Origin of the sequence: Pseudonocardia humida (assembly GCF_023898865.1) — a bacterium.
GTDB classification, from domain to species: domain Bacteria; phylum Actinomycetota; class Actinomycetes; order Mycobacteriales; family Pseudonocardiaceae; genus Pseudonocardia; species Pseudonocardia humida.
Genome location: NZ_JAGSOV010000034.1, coordinates 104187 through 123394, shown reverse-complemented (window position 1 = coordinate 123394; position 19208 = coordinate 104187). Strand labels below are relative to the sequence as shown.

Genomic DNA, 19208 nt, shown 5'->3' with positions numbered 1-19208 from the left:
CAGGAAACCAGGTCGGCGCCGGGTGCGGCCGGGAGCACGTACTCCCCGGAGCGCAGGGCGGAGCCGGGGACCTACCGCCACCGCGGTAGCCGGGGTCGCACCCCGAGCGGGACGCCTCCGCGCGACCGGTTCCCGATCGTGGGGTCCGGTCGAACGAAGGAGAATCCCATGGCTACCCCCGGTCCGGCTCGGACCCGAACCGCTCCCGGCCTCGGCGCCGGCGTTCTCGCCCCCATCGGCTTCCTCGGCGCGTACCTGGCGGTCAGCCCGGTGTCCGGTGCGTTCGTGGACCGTCCGCTGCCGATGCCGGGCTCGCCTGCCGCGGAGGTGGCCGCCTTCTACGCGGCCAACCCGGTCGGGGTCGGGGTCACCGCCGGTCTGCAGACGCTCTCGGTGGCCTGCTTCGCGGTGTTCGTCGCCGCACTGGCCCCGGCCCTGCGCGCCGTCGGGGCGGGCTGGCTGCCGAAGGTCGGCTACCTGTCGGTGGCCGCGATGGTGGTGTCGTCCGGGTTGTCGGTGGCGCTGGCGGTGATCGCGGCCTCGGCGGGCGGGGCGACCGTGGAGGTGCTGCGCCGACTGAGCTTCTACGCAGGCGGCGTGGTGACCGTCGTGACGCTCGGCGCGTTCGTCGTCGGCTCGGCGCTGGTGCTCGGCCGCGCGGGGCTGGTGGGCAAGGCGACCCGCTGGTTCGGCTACGTCGGCGGGGGGATCGCCGTGCTGTCCGTGCTCTCGCTGGCGATCTACTACGCCAGCGCCGCGCTGCCGGTCGGGCGGGTCCTCTCGATGGCCTGGACGATCGTCGCCGGCGTCGCTCTCCACCGGCGGCGGGAGGCCGCGGACCGGTGATGCAGGTCCTCGACGGCCAGCGCCGGGCTCAAGCTGGCGGCCGCCGACCACGCCAACGTCACCTTCGAGGTCGACGAGATCGACCAGCGCAGCCGCAGCGGCTGGAGCGTGCTGGTGCGCGGCCTCGCCGAGGAGATCACCGGCGCCCACCGCGCCGAGCTGGTCGAACGCACCACAGCCACCGGCGTGACGCCGTGGGCGCCGGGGGAGCACGGGCACTGGATCCGGCTCATCCCGCAGGACATCGGCGGTCGACGCATCGTCCCGGGTCAGCTGCTGCCCGCCTCCGGGGACGCCGCCTACCCCTGAGCGGTGGCGGTGGCGGTGACCGAGGGCGGATCGGGCCCCGCGGTGGCGGGCGCTACCGTCGCCGGGTGGCCCTCGACCCGGTGCGACTGATCGACACGATGGAGCGGTCGGGCCCCCGGGCCGTGGAGGCCGAGCTGGCCCTCGACCCGACACCGGCGGCGCAGGCCCTGGCCGGGGTGGTGCGGCAGGCCGGGCAGCTGCTGGCCCCGCTGTCGCCGCCCGGTGCGCTCGCGGCCACCCTGGCCGCCCGGATCCCACCCGACGACGGGGCGACCGCCGCCCTGCGCGCGGCGTTGCTCGCCTGCTCCCCACGGCCCTGCCCGACGCCGATCGGTACGCCGCCGGACCTGCCGGATCCGGCACTGCACCGGGTGCTCAGCGGCCACGCCGGTGCGATCGAGGCGCTCGCCGTCGCCCCGGACGGCAGCTGGCTGGCGACCGGCGGTGCGGACGGCAGCACGCGGGTGTGGGACCTGGCCACGAGCACCTGCCGGCACGCGTTGCGCGCCGGCGGGTCGGTGCACGCGCTCACCGTCGCCCCGGACGGGTCGTGGTTGGCGGTGGCCGGCGGGGACGGCGCGACGTCGCTGTGGGACCCCGGCTCGGGGGCCCTCCTCCGCATCCTCGATGGGCACGACGGTCCGGTGAACGCGGTCGCGGTCGTCCCGGACGGCTCCTGGCTCGCCACCGCGGGTGAGGACGGCACGGTCCGGATCCGGGAGGCGGCCACCGGCGAATGCCGGCACGTCCTGGCCGGGCACACCGGCTCGGTGACCGCCCTCGCCGTCCCGGCGGGCGGCGGCTGGCTCGCCACCGCGGGCAGCGACGGCACCGCCCGGGTCTGGGACCCGACCACCGGCGAGGGTCGGCGCAGCCTGCGCGGCCACCACCGACCGCTCACCGCGATCGCCGCGGCTCCCGACGGCACGTGGCTGGCGACGACCGCGCTGGACGGGGTGACCCGGACCTGGGACCCGGCCACCGGCGAGGGGCGCCACGTCCTGCGGGCGTCGGTCGAGCCGGTGGGGCGGCTCGCCGTCGCCGTCGACGGTTCCTGGCTCGCCGGCACGTCCGACGACGGCCGCATCCGGATCTGGGACCCGGCCACCGGCGACTGCCTGCTCACCGTCGACGGCCACTCCGATGCGGTCACCGCGCTCGCCGCGGCCCCGGACGGCTCCTGGATCGCCACCGCCGGCACCGACGGCAGCACCCGGACCTGGGACCCGGCCACCGGCGAGTGCCGCCTCGCCGTCCGCGGGCACACCGAGCCGGTCACCGCGCTCGCGGTCACCTCGGACGGCTCCCGGCTGGTCGCCGCGGGCGACGACGGCACCATCCGGATCTGGGAGCCCGGCACCGCCCGGCCCGACCCGCGGGAGCCGAACCCGGCGGTGACGGCGCTGGCCCTCGCCCCGGACCGGACCTGGCTGGCCACCGCGGGCGTCGACGGCACCACCAGCATCTGGGACCCGCGGACCGGCACCTGCCTGCGCACGCTCGTCGGCCACGACGACCGGGTCGCCGCGCTCGCGGTCACCGCCGACGGCTCCCGGCTGGCCACCGTCGGCTGGGACGGGACGCTCCGGCTGTGGGACCCGGCGACCGGCGCGCTGCTGTGGACGCGGACCGCGGGCGACATGGTGTTCGCCGTCGCGATCGCGCCCGACGGTGCGTGGATCGTCACCGGGGGCGGCGACGAGGGCGACGCCGTCCACGTGTGGGACGCCGCGGGCGACCACCGCCACGTCCTCGTCGGGCACACCTACCCGGTGATGGAGTTCGGCGTCGCCGGCGACGGGAGCCGGCTCGCCACCGTCGCCGACGACGGCACCGCCCGGATCTGGGACCCGAGCACCGGCGACTGCCGCCACACCCTCACCGGGCACACCGCGCCGCTCGGGACGCTGGTCCTCGCCCCGGACGACAGCTGGCTGGCCACCGCGGGAGACGACGGCACCGTACAGCTGTGGGACCCCGGCACCGGGACGCCCCTGCGCACCCTGCCCGCCCACAGCGGACCGGTGAGCGCGCTCGCCGTCGCCCCCGACGGGGCGTGGCTGGCCACCGCAGGCACGGACGGCACGGTCGGCATCTGGGACCCCGCCACCGGGCGGCGCCGTCACACCCTGCGCGAGCACACCGGCCCGGTCGCCGCGCTCGCCGTGGCCCCGGACGGGTCGTGGCTGGTCAGCGCGGGCTCGGACGCCACGGTGCGGGTCTGGGACCCCGCGACCGGCCGCAACCGCTCAGCCCTGCGGTTGGGCGACGAGCCGCGACGCGCCGTCGCCGTGGCCGCGGACCTCGTCGTGATCGCCGGCGGCCACGGCCCGCACTTCCTCCGGCTGATCGGATAGGAGGTCCGGCTCTCCCCGGGGCCCGCCCAGGAGATCGAGCGTGTCCTGCTCCGCCACGACGGCTGGCGCCGCATCCGCGGACGAGAGCGCAAGAACGGTCGGGCGCGCGCACCCCGCGGTCCGCCACGCTGGTCCCATGACCGGGACCACCTCCAAGACCGTGTTCTACACCGCGACCACACTCGACGGCTACATCGCCGACCCGGCGGACTCGTTGGACTGGCTGTTCGTCCAGGACATCGACGCGGACGGCCCGATGAACTACGACTCGTTCATCACCGGCGTCGGCGCCCTGGTCATGGGCGCGACGACCTACGAGTGGATCCGCGCGCGGATCGCCGACGGCCGCGAGAAGTGGAGTTACACCGTGCCGACGACCGTCGTCACCCACCGGGACCTGCCCCCGATCGAGGGTGCCGACGTGCGCTTCGCCTCCGGTGACGTCGCCGCCGTGCACGCCGGACTGCTGGCCGCCGCCGGTGGCCGCGACGTGTGGGTGGTCGGTGGCGGCGACCTGGCCGGGCAGTTCGCCGACGCCGGGCTGCTGGACGAGATCGTCGTGGCGATCGCCCCGGTCACCCTGGGGGAGGGGCGCCCGCTCTTCCCGCGGCGCTACGCACTGCGCCTGGTCGAGGTGGAGCGCAACCGGGCGTTCGCGTGCGCCCGCTACGCGGTGCTCGGCCCGCGCACCACGGACTGGGCGCCGTGACCGGCCGCGACCGCCTCCGCGAGCTCCTCGACGCCGTCCTCGACGAGGAGCACCGGTCGCTGGCCGCCATGGCCGACGGGGCGTACTCCTCGCCGTTCCACTTCAGCCGCCGGTTGGCCCGCGACACCGGCGAGCCGCCCGTGCAGATGCGGCGCCGCGTGGCGCTCGAGCGCGCGGCGTGGCAGCTCGCGCACGGCGCCTCGGTCACCGACGCGGCGTTCGCGGCGGGCTACGGCTCGGTCGAGGGGTTCGCGCGCGCGTTCGGCCGGGCCTACGGCTACCCGCCCAGCGCGGCCCCCGCCGGCCCGACCCCCGGCTCGGCGCACTGGCTGCCCGCCCCGAACGGCATCCACTTCCACGCCCCCGACGGGCTGTGGATCGAGGGATCTGCCCAGGCCTCCGCGGGGGAGGTCACCGCGTTGCTGGTTCACCACGACGTCCACGACGTGGGGACGCTGGTGGAGCTGGCCAAGGGCCTGGAACCGGCCGAGTACGTCCGCGAGCGGATCCCCGGGCTGACCCTGCTGGAGTGGGCGGGCCCGGAGGGCTCCATCGCGGCGCTGCTCAACCGGTCGGTGGGGACCTACGAGATCTGGCTGGCCTCGGTCGAGGGCGCCGACCACCCCGGCCGGCTCTCCGACGACGACGACCCGGTCGCGTTGGCCGCCAGGCTCGACTCCGTCGTGCCGCGCTGGTTGGCGTTCGTCAGCGATGTCGAGCGGCGCCGCGCCTGGGGCGACCGCGTGGTCGACGCGCTGTGCGACCCACCGGAGAGCTTCGTCCTGGGCAGCGTGCTCGCGCACGTGCTCACCTACTCCGCCCAGCGCCGCGGCCTGGCGCGCACCCTGCTGCGCCAGGCCGGTGTCGCGGTGGGCGAGCCCGTACGGCCGGGTGGCCCGCCCGACCCGGTCCGCGACGGCGACCCCATCGAGTGGCTGCGGCGGCACGCGCCCTGACCGCGCGCCGTGCGAGAGCCCGGGCCGGCGTCTACCAGGGCAGAACCCCGCGTTCATCGGTGAAGGTCCCGGTCGGGCCGTCCGGGCCGAGCGTGGCCAGGCGCACGACGCTCCTGGCGCTCTCCGCGACCGGCCTGCCGATCCCGAAGGCGGCGGTCATGTCGGTGGCCGTGGTGCCGGGCTCGAGCGCGTTGAACCTGATGGCCGGCTCGGACTTGGCGTACTGGACGGTGAGCATGGTGGCCGCGGACTTGGACGCCGCGTAGAGCGCCAGCGGCATGGCGTACTCCGGGCGGTCGGGGTTGGTCACCGCCCAGAACGACCCCATGCTGCTCGACAGGGTGACCACCACCGGGTTCGGCGACTTCCGCAGCAGGGGCAGCGCCGCTTCGGTGACCCGGACGATCCCCACCGCGTTGGTGTCGAACACGCGCAGGGCCGTCGGTCCGTCGACGGGTCCGGCCCCGAGGACGCCCGCGTTGTTCACCAGGACGTCGAGCCGGCCCTCGGCCGCCTCGACGGTCGCCAGCGCATCGCCGACCGAGGCGTCGTCGGTCACGTCGAGCTGCACGAACCGCGCGCCCAGCTCCGCCGCGGCCTTCTCGCCCCGCTCGACGTCGCGGGCGCCGATGTAGACGGTGTGGCCCAGCTCGATGAACTGCCTGGCGGTCTCGAAACCGATGCCCTTGTTCGCGCCGGTGATCAGTGTGACGGTCATGCGTCTCCTCCGGGATGCCGCCGGAGCGGGCGGCCGTAGTTTTGTACCGATCGGTTGTAGCCACGCTAGCAAGTTCTGTACCGCTCGGTTGGTGAAGCGGCTCACGTTCTGTACCGAGCGGTAGACTGAGCCCATGAGCACTGGGGCGCCCGCCACGGGACGACCGCGCGCCTTCGACGAGGAGGCGGTCCTCGACCGGGCCGCGGAGGTCTTCTGGCGGCACGGCTACGAGGGCGCGTCGCTGAGCGCCCTCACCAGCGCGATGGGCATCAACCGGCCGAGCCTGTACGCCACGTTCGGCAGCAAGGAGCAGCTGTTCCAGCGCGCCTTCGCCCGCTACCACGAGACCCAGGTCGCCCTCGCCCGCGCCGCGCTCGATCGCCCCACCGCCTACGCGGCCGTGGAAGCCTTCCTGCGCTCCAGCGCCGACGGCCTCACCGCCGGTGATCACCCCGCGGGCTGCCTGTCGATCCAGGGGGGCCTGGCCTGCTCGCCGGAGAACAGCCGCGTCTCCGAGATCCTGGCCACCGGCCGGGCCGCCACCGAGTCCGCCCTCGTGCAGCGGCTGACCCGCGCCGCCGAGGAAGGGGACCTCCCCGACGGAGTGGACGCCCGCGCGCTGGCCCGGTTCGTGATGGCGCTCAGCGAGGGCCACGCCGTCCACGCCGCGGCCGGCGCGAGCCGTGAGGACCTCCAGGCCTCCGTCGACATCGCCCTGCGCGCCGTCGCGCTCCACCCCTGACTGCCTGCGCCGTGAGTCGGTGGTGCGCGGGAGCGCCATCCGGCCGGAGATAGCGGACCGGACCTGTCCGCGACCCGTGTCAGGGTCGGTTCATGGGCACCACTCCAGAGAGGACCCCTCCCATGACCGACCAGCTGACCCTGCATGCGAAATCCGCCGACGGCACCCGCATCGCCTACCACCGCTTCGGAGAGGGACGGCCGGTGGTCTTCGTCGGGGGCGCGCTCGCGACGGCGGCGGCCGCCGCCCCGCTGGCCACCGCGTTCGCCGAGGCCGGCCTGCAGGGCGTGACCTACGACCGTCGCGGCCGGGGCGGCAGCGGCGACACCGCGCCGTACGCGCCCGAGCGGGAGGCCGAGGACCTGCGCGCCGTCATCGACGCGGTCGGCGGGGCCGCGGTCGTCCTCGGACACTCCTCGGGTGCGATCCTCTCGCTGCTCGCGGCGGCCCGGGGCGTGCCCGTGACGCACCTGTTCCTGTCCGAGCCGCCGCTGCGGTTCGGACGGGACGAGCCGCCCGCCGATCTCGCGGCCCGGCTGCAGGCCCTGGTCGACGACGGCCGCGACGAGCAGGCCGTCCTGCTCTTCCTGCGGGAGGAGGTCGGTCTGCCCGAGCCGGCGGTGGAGCAGTTCCGCGCGTCGCCGGCCTTCGCCGGTCTCCTCCCGCTCGCCCGGACCACCGTGTACGACAACCGGCTCGTCGCGTCGGTGTCGACGCCGACCGCCGCGATGCTCGAGGTCGACGTGCCGACGACCGTCCTGCGCGGCGACCCGACGATGCCGTTGCTCGTCGCCGCCGCCGAGCGGCTCGCCGCCGCGATGCCGGGGGCGGAACTCGTGGTCGTGCCGGAGTCGCACGACCACGGCGTCGACCCCGCCGGGACCGTCCGCGAGGTGCGCGCCCGGATCGGCTGACGGACCCGGCCGGCGCCCGGCAGGCCCCGGTCGGCCGCGTCCGGAGCACTGCGGGAACAGCTCTCAGCGCTTGCGGCCCACCCCGCACAGGAAGGTCGCCGAGCGCGGGGCCCGGACGTCCGCGGGGTCGTCGCCGCGCCAGCACCGCACCGCGGCCACGCCGGGCGGGACGAGGTCGAGGTCGCCGAAGAAGGTGCTCAGCTCGTCGCGCGAGTGGATGTGGATCCGCGCGGCGGTGTAGGCCGAGGCGAACCTGTTCCCCTCGCGCGGTGCGCCCGACCCCACCGAGATGATCAGGTAGCTGCCGGGGCTCATCGCCTCGATGAAGACCGAGGCGATGTCCCGTGCGGTCGCGGCCTCCGAGAAGTGCAGGATGGCCGAGAGGATCACGCAGGTCGGCTCGGCCAGGTCGACGTGCTCGGTCAGGGCGGCGTCGGAGAGGATGCTGCGCGGGTCGCGCACGTCGCCGGGCACCACCACGACGCCGGGGCTGCGGGCGAGCAGGCTGCGGCCGTGGGCGATCACCACCGGGTCGTTGTCCACGTAGGCGACTCGCGCGTCCGGGTTGACGTCCTGGGCGACGTCGTGCGTGTTCAGCGCCGTCGGCAGGCCGGCGCCGACGTCGATGAACTGCCCGACCCCGCGCGCGGCCACGTAGCGCACGGCGCGCTGCAGGAAGGCCCGGTTCTCCCGCGCCATCTGCGCGCTGGCCGGGTGGATCGCCAGCAGCTTCTCGGCCAGCTCGCGGTCGACCGCGTAGTTGTCCTTCCCGCCGAGCCAGTAGTCCCAGACCCTGGCGATGTTCGGCCTGGTCGGGTCGAACGGCCCCGCACCCCGCACTCGCGCCCGCCTTCGTTCTCGATGTTCGACCTCGACCCGGGGAACATTAGCCAGCGGCGATCCGGGTCGACCCCGGGAACGCGCCGATGCGTGCCCGGGGAGCGCCCGCCGGTCGTCGGGTCGGTGCCTACACTCCTGCCATGACGGCGTCGCAGCGCCGAGCCCGCGTCGAGGACGTGCACGAGATGGCGTCGAGCATGCCCCACGTCACGGTCGAGCGCGGGTCCCGGGGCAACCCGGTCTACCAGGTGGGCCGCAAGTCGTTCGTGTTCTTCCGCACCCCGCGGCCCGACGCCGTCGATCCGGCGACCGGGGAGCGGTACCCGGACGTCATCGTCTTCTGGGTGCCGTCCGAGTCGGACAAGCAGTCCCTGGTCCAGGACGAGGGCTCGCCGTTCTTCACGACCCCGCACTTCGACGGTCACCCCTCGGTCCTGCTGCGGGCGAGCCGGATCGGCGAGCTCACCCGCCGGGAGCTGCTCGAGGTCGTCCAGGACGCCTGGCTCTCGCAGGCGTCGCCGCGCCGCAGGGCGGCCTGGCTGGCCGCTCAGGAGCCGTAGGGGGCGCCGGGCGTCCGCGACGATCAGGGGACGGTGGCCGGGGTCAGGTGGGCCTCGGCGTCGGCGTCCAGCATGCGCCGGACCGGGCCCTGGTAGCGCATGGCGGTGGCCACCACGGTCACCTTCGGGTGGTCCGCGTGCGGCTCGCCGGTGGCGCCGAAGGCCGGCGCGGTGCTGCGGACCGTCGCGATCGGCGCGCCGTCGCGGGTGATGACGAGGTCGGCGCCGGGGGCGAGGGCGTCGAGGAACTCCACGACGTCGTCGGGGAGTCGGGTCACGTCGATCCGCCGCGGTGGTTCGGTCATGGTCCCCCGAGTGTGCCGCCTGGCCGCGGGTGGGGGAGTGGGCGGTGCCTCAGGCGAAGATGCCCGCCCCCGGGAAGGGCTCCACGGGGTCCACGGGTGGCACGACGTACGTCCCGCCGGCCTGGACGGACAGCAGCGCGGCGGCCGCGGCCGGGTCCACGTCGGGGTCGCCGCCGAAGTTCGTCCTGCCGAGCCAGGTCGGCTGGCGCAGGATGCGCACCACGCGGTCCGGGGTGTCCTGGAAGCTCACGAAGTTCAGCCCGGCGCGGAAGCCCGGGGCCGCACCGTGCGGCTCGAGGAACTCGTAGCCCTGCCGGAAGATGCGCAGGCTGCTGGCGTCGGAGGCGGGCCGCGCGTGGTGGTTCGCCCGCTGCACGTGGCTGAGGTCCACCACCGGATCGGTCACGTCGGGCGGCTCGCGGAACGCCTCGTTGCCCGGCTCGATCACCTCGGTGGTCCCGGCCACCGGGCAGCCGGCGACGGTGACCGGGCCGTCCGCCCCGACGGCGGTGATCGGGGCCCCGGTCAGCTTGTCGCGACCGACCAGCAGCTCCTGCGCGGCGCGGTCGATGCCGCGCCACCGGGCGAGGTCGACCGACAGGCGCAGGAAGGCGAGGTAGGTGCCCCCGACCAGCCAGTCCTGCTCGTCGTCGCCGGTCGGCTTGATCGTGATGACCCCGGCGCGTTCCTCGCTGCGCAGGTTCGACACCCCGTCGTGGAAGTCGATCCAGCTCCGCCCGTCGGCGCGCTGGAACCCCTGGTAGAAGGCGGTCAGGGTGAGCGGGGCGACGCCGGTGGCCGGATCGGTGCCGTCGTGGGTGGCCTTCCACGTCTCGACGACCACGCGGTTCACCGCGAGCTGCGTCTCCGCGACGACCTGCACCGCGATCTCCTCGGTCGCCGGGTTCTGCCGCACCTCCGGGGAGTAGGACAGGCCGGAGCCGACGACGACCCGGCCGCCGCCCATCGGCTGCGGCGAGCGGAACGACCCGGTCAGCAGCGCGGCGGGCACCGCGCGCCGCGCCCCGGGCAGGGTGAACGCCTTCTGCCCGTAGCCGAGGAGAACCGTGAGGGCGTCGGCGGGCACCGGGTGCCCCGGGAGGTCGACCACCGCGCCCCGGACCAGCCCGCGCCACACGTTCCACAACCGCTGCAGCGCAGCGCCCACCGTTGCGGCATCGGCACCGGGTGCGGCCTGCAGGAAGAACAACACGAGGGCACGCCCGGGTCGGGCACCGGGTGCGTGGTAGACGCCCTCCTGCAGGGTCATCCGGTCGGTTCCGTGCGGCGGGGGCCCACCCGCCGCAGCGGGCCGGCGTGCGCGGCGTCGAATTCCCGCTGCAGCTGCTCGATGCTCTGGCAGACGGTGGCCTCGCGGCAGACGATCGGGGCGTCGGAGGTGGTGAGCACGGTCCGCTCGCCGTCGGCCAGCGGGGTCTGCGGTCCGACCACCACGAACGGCCCGACCTCGACGTGCCGCACGATCTGGTGCCCGCCGACGACGGGCTCGTCGGTGGCGCCCTCCGCCGTCACGGCCTCGTCGAGGAAGCGCGGGTCGTCGTCGGGCGGCCCGACCTCGAGGCGCTGGTGCAGGCCCTCGTCGCCGCGGCTGAAGCGCACCCACCCGTCGGGCAGCGGAGCGCCGTCGAGGAGGAACACGTCGCGGGCGAACGACTGGATGTACATGCCGAGGGGGTCGGCGAACCCGACGGTCCGCCCCGAGACGGCCGCCCCGTGCGCGGCCATCGCCGCAGCCGGGTCGGCGTGCCGGCACGCCAGGTGCTCGCTGCCGCTCTCGCGGAAGATCTGCTCCTTCGTCGCGGGTTCGAGCGTCCCGGCCCGGTCGGTGAACAGCGGCCGGGCCCCGAACATGATGATGAACAGCAGGTCGTCCAGACCGTTGATCGGGTGGCTCATGAACAGCGCGTTGCGCGTGTTGAGCGGCCCGCTCGGCGGCCCCTGCTGGCCGCCCGCCACCAGCGCCGCGAAGGCGCTCTCCCGCGCGTCCTCGCTGAGGGCGGTGGGATCGGCGACGCCGTACAAGTCGGTCCAGGCGGGCTCGGTCCCGGTGATCCCGGTGACGAGGCCGCGCACCGCGTCGGGGGAGGAGCGGGCGAGCGTCACCCAGTACTCCCGCAGCTCCGTGGTGACCTGGACCCGCTTGAGCCGGCGCCGCCCGTCCGCGTCGACGGCCCGGACCGCGGCGTACTCGCAGTACTCGTTGTGCAGCACGGCCCGGCCCCGCTCGTCCCAGTCCGAGAGCCGCTGCGCCGCCGCGGCGCCGAGGCAGAACGCCGGCTCGGCCGGGTCGCCGAACCAGGTCACCGGGACGCGCGCGGTCGACCCGACGGCCACCGGGTCGATGCTGAAGAACCGGCTCCCGAAGGACGGCTCGAGCCGGGCGAACTCCGCGGCGATCCGGTCGTTCCAGCTCTTCACGAGACCGGGCGCGAGGTCGTCGGCACGGCCGGGGACGTCGTAGGGCACAGCTGCCTCCTCCAGGAGGGGTGCGGGATCCGGGACCCGGCCGGCCGGTGGTGAGGATCATCAAAGCACCGTGGTGGGGCGGGCTCCAGTACGTAGATCTGCGTACAGATCCCCCGACGACGGCCGGCGCGGCGAGCGCACCGCCGTCGGGGCCGATCAGGCGCGCGTCTTGCGCGCCACCACGGCCCAGTGCCCGGCGCGGGTGGTGTCCGGGGCGGACCCGATGTCGCCGTCCTCGATCCGCCAGTCGGTCGTGGCGACCAGGCCCGGCTCGACGACCTCCAGGCCGGTCAGGAACGCGCGCTCGATCTCCTCGCGGGTCCGGGCCCGGAACGTCATCGGCGAACTGCCGAGCACGTCGTGCAGCGCGCGGGCGTCCTCCGGGTCGAGGAAGTCGTAGGTGGCGTGGCTCAGCACCAGGTACGAGCCCACCGGCACGGCGTCCAGCAGCGCGCGCACGTGCTCCTCCGGCGCCTCGTCGTCGCGGATGTGGTGCAGGACGGCCACCAGCATGACCGCGGTCGGCCGGGCGAGGTCGAGGAACCGCTCGGCCTCGGCGAGCAGCCGGGCGGGCTCGCGCAGGTCGCTCTCGATGTAGGCGGTGGTGCCCCCCGGATCCAGCAGCGCCTGGGCGTGGGCCAGGACGATCGGGTCGTAGTCGACGTAGACCACGCGCGCATCGGGGTTCACCCGGTGCGCCGCCTCGTGCGTGTTGGCCACGGTGGGCAGCCCGGTCCCGATGTCGAGGAACTGGTCGATCCCCTGGCCCGCGACGAACCCGACGGCGCGGTTGAGGAACGCCCGGTTGTGCCTGGCCCACACCGGCATCTGCGGCGTCACCTGCAGGATCTGGTCCCCGGCCGCGCGGTCGACGGCGTAGTTGTCCTTCCCGCCCAGCAGGTAGTCGTAGACCCGCGCTTCGTGCGGCATGGACGTGTCGATGTCGTCGGGCACGCCGGGGATGCTACTGATCGGCCTTCGCCCGACCTTCCTCCGACACGGTGGGGTTAGGGTCCGGTGTGCGCCAGGCCTTCGGCGAGGGGTTCGACGTCCCCGACGGCTACCTCGACTCGGCCGGTTCGGGTGTCCCGCCGGCGTCCGCGGTCGCCGCCGTGACCGCCGCGGTGCACGACTGGCGCGGGGGCGCCGTGGACTGGGCGGGGTTCGAGGACGCGGTCGCCGCCACCCGAGCGGCGGTCGCCGCGCTCACCGGTTTCCCCGCCGACCGGGTGGCGCTGGGCCCCGCCGTCTCGGCGCTGGTCGGACTGATCGCCGCCGACGTGCCCGACCGGGCCGCGGTGCTCGTCGCCGAGGGCGAGTTCACCAGCGTGAGCTGGCCGTTCGCCGTCCAGCGGGGCCGCGGGGTGACCGTCGATGAGGCGCCGCTGGAGCGGCTGGGCGAGCGCGCCGCCGGCTACGACGTGGTCGCGGTGAGCGTGGCGCAGTCCGCCGACGGGCGGGTCGTCGACCTCGACGCGCTGCGCGCCGCGCGCGCCGCAGGATGCCGGGTGGTGCTCGACGCGACCCAGTCGCTGGGTCGGCTCGACGCCGACCTGTCCTGGGCCGACGCGGTGGTGGCGGCGGGCTACAAGTGGCTGCTGGCTCCCCGTGGCGCGGCCTGGCTGGCGCTCGGTCCCGACCTCGACCCGGTGCCGCACCTGGCCGGCTGGAGCGCCGCGGAGCAGCCGTGGGACAGCGCCTACGGCCTGCCGGTCCGGCTGGCCCGCGACGCGCGCCGGCTCGACCTGTGGTCGTCGATGCTGGTGCTGGCCGGTGCCGGGGTCAGCGTGCCGTGGGTGGCCGGCCTCGACCGGGCCGCCGTGCACGCCCACTGCGTCGGCCTGGCCGACGCGTTCCGGGAGGGCCTGGGGATGGGTCCGGGCGGCTCGGCGATCGTGTCGGTGCCGGGCGATGACGCGGACGATCGGCTGGCCGCCGCCGGGGTCGTCGCCACCTCCCTCGCATGCGGCGCTCGCCTCGCCTTCGCGCTGTACAACACCCAGTCCGATGTGGACCGGGCGCTGCGCGCGCTGCACGGGGCGAGCTGAGTGCCCGGCGTGGTGCGCGCCGCCCGGCAGCCGGGCGAGGGCGGCTCGCTCACCCCAGCCCGAGCAGTTCGGGACGGGCGGCGATGGCCAGCCAGTAGCGGCCCGGGTCGGGCAGCAGCCGCCGGGTGTCGAGGTCCAGCAGGCCGCCGACGCTGCTGACCTCCGCGGCCAGCACGCCGTCGCCGCGGCGCAGCTGCTGGCGCACGCGGCTGGTCCGGCCGGTGCCCCACTCGAACGCGGTGACGACCTCGACCGCGTCGTGGGGGCGCAGCTCGCGGTGGTAGCGCAGGGTGGTCTCCAGGTTGACCGGCCCGATGCGGCGCGCCCGCAGGTCGGCCGGCTCGACGCCGGCCGCGTCGAGCGCGGCCCAGCGCGCGTGGTCGCCGTAGGCCAGGTACGCCGACCCGCGGACGTGACCGTTGGGGTCGAGGTCGTCGCTGCGCACCGCGACCACGACCCGGAACGCCCATTCCTCGTCGACGGCCTCGGCGAGGGCGGCACCGCGGGCCTCCGGCGCGGGCGGGACGGTGGGGTCGGCGGCGGGGTCGGACCGGGACTGCGGATCGGGCGTCATGCGGACCTCCGGCTGGGACGGCGACTGGTCACCGCCCCAGCGTCACCGCCGCCGGCGTCCTGGTCTTGTGGAATCCGGCCATGCCCCGGCCCCGCGCGGCGGTAGGCGACGAGCAGCTCGGCCGGGGTGGACCCGGAGAGCCTGCGGCACTCGTGCCCGAGGTGGGCCTGGTCGACGTAGCCGACCCGGGCCGCCGCCGCGGCCAGCGACTCGCGGCCGGCGAGGACGTGCTCGAGGCGGGCCAGGAACGCCTGGAAGCGCAGCACCCGGTGCAGCGACTTGGGCCCCAGCCCCACGGCGGCCCTGATCTGCCGGCGCACCGTGCGCTCACCGAGCCCCACCGTCGAGGCCACGTCCGGCACGCGAGCGCCCGGTACGCCCAGCGATCCCACCACGGCGGCCAGCCGCGGCTCGGCCGCGCCGGATCCGCCCGCGCCGGCGGCCGTCCGATCGCCGATCCACTGCTCGAGCACGGCGCGTCGACGGGCCGGTCCCCCCGCCGTCCGCAACCGCTGCTCGACCTCGGACACGCCGGCGCGGCCGCCGAGGAGGTCGGCCACCGGGATGCTGCGTCCCGGCTGGTCCCAGACCGCCCCGGACAGCACCGCCGCCGCGGTCCCGCAGCGCAGGCGCACCCCGACGCTCGGCACCGCCGCGCGCAGGCGCACGCGCAGCGGCTGCTCACCCGCCCACGTCACCCCGAGCGCTTCGCCGTCCCACCAGACGTCGACGCACCCGTCCGGCAGCAGCCGCAGCCACCCGTCGCGGCCCGGCTCGCCCTCCCAGGTGGCCGCCACGTGGCGTGCCGTGCGGGTCGTCGGGCGGTACTCGCGGACCAGCGAGGTCCACCCCGTGGTCGCGGCACGGGCGCGCAAGGAGACCGACACACCACCAGTGTCGCCCTCGACGGCGCGCAGGCTCGCAGATCCGCCGCTCGACCCGGTGGGGGAGTCACGCGCGCGCCGCGGCCCGGGTGACCAGCTCGCGGACCAGCGCGGCGACCTCGTCCGGGGCCAGTTCCACGGCGTTCTCGCCCACGCTGACCTCGAACGAGCAGCGGCCGGGGTCGGGGGCGGAGCGCAGGTAGCCGAAGAGCTGGACGCCGGTCTCGGCGAGCAGCTCGGCGTGCGCGCGTTCCACGGCTCCCGGGGCGGCGGGCAGGTGGACGTGGAACAGGGGAGTGGGGGGCACCTCGGGGACCGTGCGGGCCGCGCCGTCGGCGTTGAGGGCGGCGGCGAGCGCGACCGCGTGGTCGCGGAAGGCGGGCATCCGGGGCAGCAGCTCGTCGAGCCCGAGCAGCGCGACGGCGGCCAGCGGCCAGGCGTCCGGGATGCGCCCGCCGAGCCGCCTGCGCCACACGTCGGCGTGCGCGACCAGCTCGTCGTCCCCGGCGAGGACGGCGCCGCGGGCGCCCTGCAGGCCCTTGTAGAGCGAGACGTACACCGAGTCGAACAGCCCGGCGATCTCGCTCAGCGGCCGGTCGTAGCCGGTCTGCGCCTCCCACAGCCGGGCGCCGTCGAGGTGGGCGGCGGCGCCGCGGTCGCGGGCCCAGGCCACCTGCGCGGTGAGCTCGGCCCAGCCCGGCAGCCGGCCGCCGAGGTCGCGCTGGGGCAGCTCCAGCACCAGCGCGGCCAGCGGCTCGGCCACCTCGGCCAGCGCCTCGAGGGTGAGGGGGGCGTTGCGGTCGCCCACGGGGTGCAGGCGCAGCCCGTGCACGACGGCGTGCCCCTGGCCCTCCCACACCGCGAGGTGGGTCTGCGGGTGGGCGGCGAAGGCCCGGCGCCCGCGCCGCTCGGCGTGCACGCGCAGCGCCACCTGCTGGGCCATGGTGCCGCTCGGTAAGAACAGCGCGGACGGCGTGCCGAGCAGCCCGGCGATGCGCCGCTCCAGCACCGCGACCGGCCCGTCGGGGCCGTCCGGTGGCGTGTCGGCGGGCAGGTGGTCGAGCACCCGGCGCAGGACGTCGTGCGGCATCCGCCGGATCGGCGCGTGCAGGAACAGCGAGCGGCGGATCGGGGCGGCGGTCACCCCAGGAGCGTACTTGTTGCCATATATAGGCAACAGCGCTCCAGCTGGTCGTCGGGCTCGGCGCGGCCGCCGTGCAGGACCGGTCGGGCGCCCCCGATCGGGCCCGGAACCCGGGGCGTGGAACGGCGGCGGGATCGGCCGGACCCGGTGGCCACTACGGTGAGGGCGCGGGTCCGGGTGGGAGTGGTGGTCGGAACGATGCCGTCGTGGTGAGCCAGCGCGAGCGCAGCGAGCGCACGATCGCCGCGATCCTCGGGGCCGGACGGTCGTTGATGACCGAGGCCGGGTACGCCGGGGTGACGGTCGACGACGTGACGGCCCGGGCCGGGGTGGCCAAGGGGGCGTTCTACCACCACTTCTCCTCGAAGCGGGCGCTGCTCGACGCGGTGGTCGACCAGCTCCAGGGCGAGATCGCCGACGAGCTGCGGGCGGACCGGGCTCCGGACCCGTTGTCGAGCGACGACCTGGCCGCGGCGCTGGAGGGCTACCTGAAGCGCGCCGCCGACCCCGCGCGGCGGCGGCTGGTGCTCGTCGAGGGTCCGGAGGTGCTGGGCTGGGAGCGCTGGCGCGAGATCGACGACGCCCATTTCGCCGGCATGACGCGCGCCGCCCTCGAGGCCATCCTCCCGGTGGGGACCGACCCGGAGCGGGTGGCGGCGGCGACGCGGCTGATGCTGGGTGCGGTCATGGAGGCCGCACTGGCGCTCGGGCGCGCACCGGAACCGGACCGAGCGGCGCCGCGGTACGGCGAGGTGCTGCGAGATCTGCTGTCCGGACTGGCCTCGCGCGCCTCCTGAACCGACTCGCAGTCGGTTGTGCTCCGTCGCGCCCGGTCCCCGGCGCACCCACGTCCTTCACTTACCGACTTCCAGTCGGTACCTTCTCCGCATGCCGTTCGAGACCCTCGCCACACTGGTGCACGACCGCGCAGACGCCTCGCCATCGGACGTCGCGCTGCGCCATCGCGAGGGCGGTGCCTGGACCGACGTGACCTGGGCGCAGCTGCGGACCCGCGTCGAGCACATCGCCGCCGGGCTGCTCACCGGTCCGGCACCGCTGCGGCCCGGCGACCGGGTCGGCATCGTGGCCGAGACCTCGGCGGCGTGGATCGCCTGCGACTTCGCCGCGCTGTCGGTGGCCGCCCAGACCGTGCCGATCTACACCAGCCTGCCCGCGCCGGAGATCGGCTACGCGCACGTGGACACCGCGATCCGCGTGCTGATCGTCGGCGACGCCGCGCTCTACCGGAAGGCCGTCTCCGTCCGGGAGGGCTTCCGGTTCTTCGACCGCGACTACGACCCGTCCGAGCTGGTCCTGGAGCACGTGGTCGTCATCGACCCGACCGGCCTGGAACCCGGCGACGACTGGGAGTCGCTGAGCGCGCTGGAGGAGCGCGGGCGCGCGTACCTGGAGTCGGTCGGCGCCGAGCTCGCGACGCGCCGCACGTCGGTCTCGGCCGGGGACCTCGCGACGTTCACCTACACCTCGGGCACCACCGGGCCGCCGAAGGCGGTGACCCAGACCAGCGCCAACCACCTGGCGATCGTGAGCGGGACCGCCGAGGTCGGCATCCTCAGCGACGCGATGCGCGAGGCCGGGCTGTTCCTGTTCCTGCCGCTGGCGCACTCCTTCGGGCGGCTGGTGCAGTTCGCCGCCCCGGTGCACGACCTGCCACTGGTGCTGTCCTCGGTGCCGACCGTCGTCGCCGACCTGGTCGAGACCAGGCCGGGCTTCGTCCCGGCGGCACCCCGGGTCTACGAGAAGCTGCGGGCCGGGGTGCTGCGCCGCATCGAGGGGTCGCCGGGTCCCCGGCGGGCGCTGGCGGTGTGGGCGCTCGGCGTGGGCGAGGAGGTCGCGGCCACCCGGCTGGAGGGCGGGACCCCTTCGGTCTCCGCACGGTTGCGCTGGGCGGTGGCGGACCGCCTGGTCCTCGCCCGGATCCGGGCCGGCCTCGGACTGGACCGGGCGGGCGCCCTGCTGAGCGGGTCCGCGCCCCTGCAGCCGTCCGTCCTGCTGTTCCTGTACGCCCTGGGCCTGCAGGTCTACGAGGCCTACGGCCTGACCGAGACCTGCCCGGGGCTGACCGCCAACCGCCCGGGCCGGGTGCGGCTGGGCACCGTGGGGCAGGCGCTGCCGGGCGTGGAGCTGCGGATCGCCGCGGACGGCGAGATCCTCGCCCGCGGTCGCAACATCACGGCCGGCTATCACAACCGGGAGGAGGAGACCCGCGCCGCCATCGACGCGGACGGCTGGTTCCACACCGGCGACCTGGGCAGCCTGGACGACGAGGGCTTCCTCACGATCACCGGGCGCAAGAAGGAGCTGATCAAGACCTCGGGCGGCAAGTACGTCGCCCCCACCAAGATCGAGGGTGCGCTGAAGCTCTCGCCCCTCGTCTCCGAGGCCGTGGTCGTCGGCGACGGGCGCCCGTACTGCGTGGCGCTCCTGGCGCTCGACCCCGACGCGGTCGCCGACCACCTGGCCCGGGCGGAGGAATCCGCCCGCGAGGGCGCCGTCGCCGCCGCGCTCGACGCCCACGTCCGCACGACGAACGCCGACCTGGCGCCCTTCGAGACCGTGAAGTACTGGCGGATCATCGATGCGCCCACGGTCGGGTCCGGCGAGCTGACCGCCTCGCTCAAGGTCCGGCGCACGAAGGTCGAGGAACGCTGGGCGGAGCAGGTCGAGGACATGTACGCGACCGTCCGCCAGGCCTGAGCCGACCGCCGGTACGGGGTCAGGGCCGGGGCTCACTCCACCGGGCGCGACGATGGTCGTGCTGAGCCGCGGGTATCAGGCGCAGCGCCGCGGTGCT

Annotated in this window: 19 protein-coding genes and 1 pseudogene; 11 read left to right on the top strand and 9 right to left on the bottom strand. The window is 75.5% G+C overall.

Annotated features, from left to right (window positions below; all coding sequences use genetic code 11):
- Window positions 1–168: 168 nt before the first annotated feature.
- The 5 genes and pseudogenes from KDL28_RS15155 (at window position 169) to KDL28_RS15135 (ending at window position 5177) form a co-directional block, all read left to right on the top strand.
- Window positions 169–846 carry a hypothetical protein gene (locus KDL28_RS15155; RefSeq protein WP_252439006.1) on the top strand — a complete coding sequence of 226 codons (678 nt, stop codon included), beginning with the start codon at window positions 169–171 and terminating at the stop codon, window positions 844–846.
- Window positions 847–867: 21 nt separating this feature from the next.
- Window positions 868–1155: pseudogene (locus tag KDL28_RS15150) on the top strand (pyridoxamine 5'-phosphate oxidase family protein); the annotation flags it as partial.
- 65 nt (window positions 1156–1220) lie between these two features.
- A complete protein-coding gene (locus KDL28_RS15145) occupies window positions 1221–3512 on the top strand; it encodes a WD40 repeat domain-containing protein (RefSeq protein WP_252439004.1) in 2292 nt (763 codons plus the stop codon).
- Between the two features lie 136 nt (window positions 3513–3648).
- The gene (locus KDL28_RS15140) at window positions 3649–4221 is read left to right on the top strand and encodes a dihydrofolate reductase family protein (protein ID WP_252439002.1); all 573 of its coding nucleotides are present in this window, start codon (window positions 3649–3651) and stop codon (window positions 4219–4221) included.
- On the top strand, window positions 4218–5177 hold the full coding sequence (locus tag KDL28_RS15135; RefSeq protein ID WP_252439000.1) for a helix-turn-helix transcriptional regulator: 960 nt from the start codon (window positions 4218–4220) through the stop codon (window positions 5175–5177). The genes KDL28_RS15140 and KDL28_RS15135 overlap by 4 nt, the downstream gene beginning before the upstream one ends.
- Before the next feature lie 31 nt (window positions 5178–5208).
- On the opposite strand, the gene KDL28_RS15130 is transcribed toward KDL28_RS15135, so the two are convergent.
- Entirely contained in the window at window positions 5209–5895 is a 687-nt protein-coding gene (locus KDL28_RS15130) for an SDR family NAD(P)-dependent oxidoreductase (RefSeq protein WP_252438998.1), read from the bottom strand.
- A 133-nt stretch (window positions 5896–6028) separates the two neighbouring features.
- Between KDL28_RS15130 and KDL28_RS15125 the strand changes: the two genes are divergently transcribed.
- A complete protein-coding gene (locus KDL28_RS15125) occupies window positions 6029–6637 on the top strand; it encodes a TetR/AcrR family transcriptional regulator (protein WP_252438996.1) in 609 nt (202 codons plus the stop codon).
- 122 nt (window positions 6638–6759) lie between these two features.
- Window positions 6760–7551, top strand: coding sequence for an alpha/beta fold hydrolase (locus tag KDL28_RS15120; protein WP_252438994.1), 792 nt, complete (start codon window positions 6760–6762; stop codon window positions 7549–7551).
- Between the two features lie 63 nt (window positions 7552–7614).
- Here the strand turns inward: KDL28_RS15120 and KDL28_RS15115 are convergent, their stop codons facing one another.
- A complete protein-coding gene (locus tag KDL28_RS15115; protein ID WP_252438992.1) occupies window positions 7615–8391 on the bottom strand; it encodes an SAM-dependent methyltransferase in 777 nt (258 codons plus the stop codon).
- 140 nt (window positions 8392–8531) lie between these two features.
- Here KDL28_RS15115 and KDL28_RS15110 point away from each other — a divergent pair, with 140 nt between their 5' ends.
- Window positions 8532–8951 carry an MmcQ/YjbR family DNA-binding protein gene (locus KDL28_RS15110; protein ID WP_252438990.1) on the top strand — a complete coding sequence of 140 codons (420 nt, stop codon included), beginning with the start codon at window positions 8532–8534 and terminating at the stop codon, window positions 8949–8951.
- A gap of 23 nt (window positions 8952–8974) precedes the next feature.
- On the opposite strand, the gene KDL28_RS15105 is transcribed toward KDL28_RS15110, so the two are convergent.
- The 4 genes from KDL28_RS15105 to KDL28_RS15090 form a co-directional block, all read right to left on the bottom strand.
- Entirely contained in the window at window positions 8975–9256 is a 282-nt protein-coding gene (locus tag KDL28_RS15105) for a hypothetical protein (RefSeq protein WP_252438988.1), read from the bottom strand.
- 49 nt (window positions 9257–9305) lie between these two features.
- On the bottom strand, window positions 9306–10526 hold the full coding sequence (locus tag KDL28_RS15100) for a Dyp-type peroxidase (protein WP_252438986.1): 1221 nt from the start codon (window positions 10524–10526) through the stop codon (window positions 9306–9308).
- Window positions 10523–11743: a DUF8225 domain-containing protein gene (locus tag KDL28_RS15095; protein WP_252438984.1), complete on the bottom strand. Its 1221-nt coding sequence runs from the start codon at window positions 11741–11743 to the stop codon at window positions 10523–10525. Before KDL28_RS15095 ends, KDL28_RS15100 begins: the two co-directional genes overlap by 4 nt.
- A 156-nt stretch (window positions 11744–11899) precedes the next feature.
- The gene (locus KDL28_RS15090) at window positions 11900–12697 is read right to left on the bottom strand and encodes an SAM-dependent methyltransferase (RefSeq protein WP_252438982.1); all 798 of its coding nucleotides are present in this window, start codon (window positions 12695–12697) and stop codon (window positions 11900–11902) included.
- 65 nt (window positions 12698–12762) lie between these two features.
- Between KDL28_RS15090 and KDL28_RS15085 the strand changes: the two genes are divergently transcribed.
- A complete protein-coding gene (locus tag KDL28_RS15085; protein WP_252438980.1) occupies window positions 12763–13791 on the top strand; it encodes an aminotransferase class V-fold PLP-dependent enzyme in 1029 nt (342 codons plus the stop codon).
- A gap of 49 nt (window positions 13792–13840) precedes the next feature.
- Here KDL28_RS15085 and KDL28_RS15080 read toward each other — a convergent pair whose 3' ends face one another.
- From KDL28_RS15080 to KDL28_RS15070, 3 genes are all read right to left on the bottom strand, one after another.
- Complete coding sequence (locus KDL28_RS15080; protein ID WP_256501638.1) at window positions 13841–14365, bottom strand: acyl-CoA thioesterase; 525 nt, start codon at window positions 14363–14365, stop codon at window positions 13841–13843.
- Window positions 14362–15252 carry a helix-turn-helix domain-containing protein gene (locus KDL28_RS41500; protein WP_252438978.1) on the bottom strand — a complete coding sequence of 297 codons (891 nt, stop codon included), beginning with the start codon at window positions 15250–15252 and terminating at the stop codon, window positions 14362–14364. The genes KDL28_RS15080 and KDL28_RS41500 overlap by 4 nt, the downstream gene beginning before the upstream one ends.
- A gap of 64 nt (window positions 15253–15316) precedes the next feature.
- Window positions 15317–16393 (bottom strand): threonine aldolase family protein, encoded by a 1077-nt coding sequence (locus KDL28_RS15070; RefSeq protein ID WP_252438976.1) that lies wholly within the window; start codon window positions 16391–16393, stop codon window positions 15317–15319.
- Window positions 16394–16599: 206 nt separating this feature from the next.
- On the opposite strand from KDL28_RS15070, the gene KDL28_RS15065 reads away from it, so the two are divergent.
- Window positions 16600–17190, top strand: coding sequence for a TetR/AcrR family transcriptional regulator (locus KDL28_RS15065; protein WP_252438974.1), 591 nt, complete (start codon window positions 16600–16602; stop codon window positions 17188–17190).
- Between the two features lie 91 nt (window positions 17191–17281).
- Entirely contained in the window at window positions 17282–19111 is a 1830-nt protein-coding gene (locus KDL28_RS15060; RefSeq protein WP_252438972.1) for an AMP-dependent synthetase/ligase, read from the top strand.
- The last annotated feature ends 97 nt before the right edge of the window (window positions 19112–19208 follow it).

What these genes read in the sequence shown, in the direction of transcription:
- KDL28_RS15155 (WP_252439006.1), top strand. Translation starts at nt 169, where the DNA reads ATGGCTACCCCCGGTCCGGCTCGGACCCGAACCGCTCCCGGCCTCGGC.
- KDL28_RS15140 (WP_252439002.1), top strand. Translation starts at nt 3,649, where the DNA reads ATGACCGGGACCACCTCCAAGACCGTGTTCTACACCGCGACCACACTC.
- KDL28_RS15130 (WP_252438998.1), bottom strand. Translation starts at nt 5,895, where the DNA reads ATGACCGTCACACTGATCACCGGCGCGAACAAGGGCATCGGTTTCGAG.
- KDL28_RS15125 (WP_252438996.1), top strand. Translation starts at nt 6,029, where the DNA reads ATGAGCACTGGGGCGCCCGCCACGGGACGACCGCGCGCCTTCGACGAG.
- KDL28_RS15120 (WP_252438994.1), top strand. Translation starts at nt 6,760, where the DNA reads ATGACCGACCAGCTGACCCTGCATGCGAAATCCGCCGACGGCACCCGC.
- KDL28_RS15110 (WP_252438990.1), top strand. Translation starts at nt 8,532, where the DNA reads ATGACGGCGTCGCAGCGCCGAGCCCGCGTCGAGGACGTGCACGAGATG.
- KDL28_RS15105 (WP_252438988.1), bottom strand. Translation starts at nt 9,256, where the DNA reads ATGACCGAACCACCGCGGCGGATCGACGTGACCCGACTCCCCGACGAC.
- KDL28_RS15100 (WP_252438986.1), bottom strand. Translation starts at nt 10,526, where the DNA reads ATGACCCTGCAGGAGGGCGTCTACCACGCACCCGGTGCCCGACCCGGG.
- KDL28_RS15080 (WP_256501638.1), bottom strand. Translation starts at nt 14,365, where the DNA reads ATGACGCCCGATCCGCAGTCCCGGTCCGACCCCGCCGCCGACCCCACC.
- KDL28_RS15060 (WP_252438972.1), top strand. Translation starts at nt 17,282, where the DNA reads ATGCCGTTCGAGACCCTCGCCACACTGGTGCACGACCGCGCAGACGCC.